The following is a 772-nucleotide window of genomic DNA, read 5'->3' as shown; positions in this document are numbered from 1 at the left end:
GCGTCATTAGATAAAATTTAAATTAAAGAGAAAAAAATATGAAATGTAAGAAATGTAGTTCAAAAATGTATTTAAATGAACGAGGCCAGGGAACAACTGGATGGATTTGTCCTAACTGTGGAAATTCATTTTATTTCCACACAGATTCGTTTGAGCCACCTACTTCATTAATAAATCCTGCAAAATATACTGCAGATGAGTTATACAATAAAATATACTCCGGTGAAATCGGTCTAAATCAAATTCCATATCCTGAAAGAATAAACATAGAATCCAAGTTAAACCAAAAATAATGGATACAATCGTTGGACTAATAGGACTACTATTTCCAGGATATTTCGGCTTATCCTTATCTGAATTTTTCACAGGTAATAGAACTAGGAATTCTCTATCTCGGAACATCTATAGTATATTTTTTAGCTTACTAGCCATATTGGAGTTAAATCTCATTATTCCTGAAAAATGGCTTAATTATTTTATTAATAATTTTCTGAATAAAGAAAATTCAATTTCCGCAGTTTACGATTATAAAATTGTTGGAATAATATTTATCTTAACAATTCTTTCGCTAATTTCATCAGTACTCTTGACTTATATACTTAACAATTCCTGGACTAGGAAAATAGTTAGTAAAATATTCAAAAGATCAATAGACCAAAACTTAATCTTTTCAAAATTAAATCATTATAGTAAAAATAAAATTACGGATATTCTAGTAAAATTAAAAACTGGAAATTTTGTCATTGGACGCTTCACACAGGGTTCAGATTTC

General features: G+C 28.4%; 2 protein-coding genes. Both read left to right on the top strand.

All coding sequences use genetic code 11. The features are described 5' to 3' along the window. The first annotated feature begins 38 nt into the window (after positions 1 to 38). Positions 39 to 293 (top strand): hypothetical protein, encoded by a 255-nt coding sequence (locus tag ND811_RS19480; protein ID WP_265353616.1) that lies wholly within the window; start codon positions 39 to 41, stop codon positions 291 to 293. Next, the coding region (locus tag ND811_RS19475) for a hypothetical protein (RefSeq protein ID WP_265365566.1) at positions 293 to 772 on the top strand (480 nt) is incomplete at its 3' end. The genes ND811_RS19480 and ND811_RS19475, both read left to right, overlap by 1 nt.

This window comes from Leptospira soteropolitanensis, assembly GCF_026151655.1.
GTDB lineage: Bacteria > Spirochaetota > Leptospiria > Leptospirales > Leptospiraceae > Leptospira_A > Leptospira_A soteropolitanensis.
The sequence above is the reverse complement of the archived record's forward strand: the minus strand, read 5'-3'. Positions and strand labels throughout refer to the sequence as shown.

Coding starts and splice junctions, on each gene's coding strand:
- ND811_RS19480 (WP_265353616.1), top strand. CDS start 39: ATGAAATGTAAGAAATGTAGTTCAAAAATGTATTTAAATGAACGAGGC.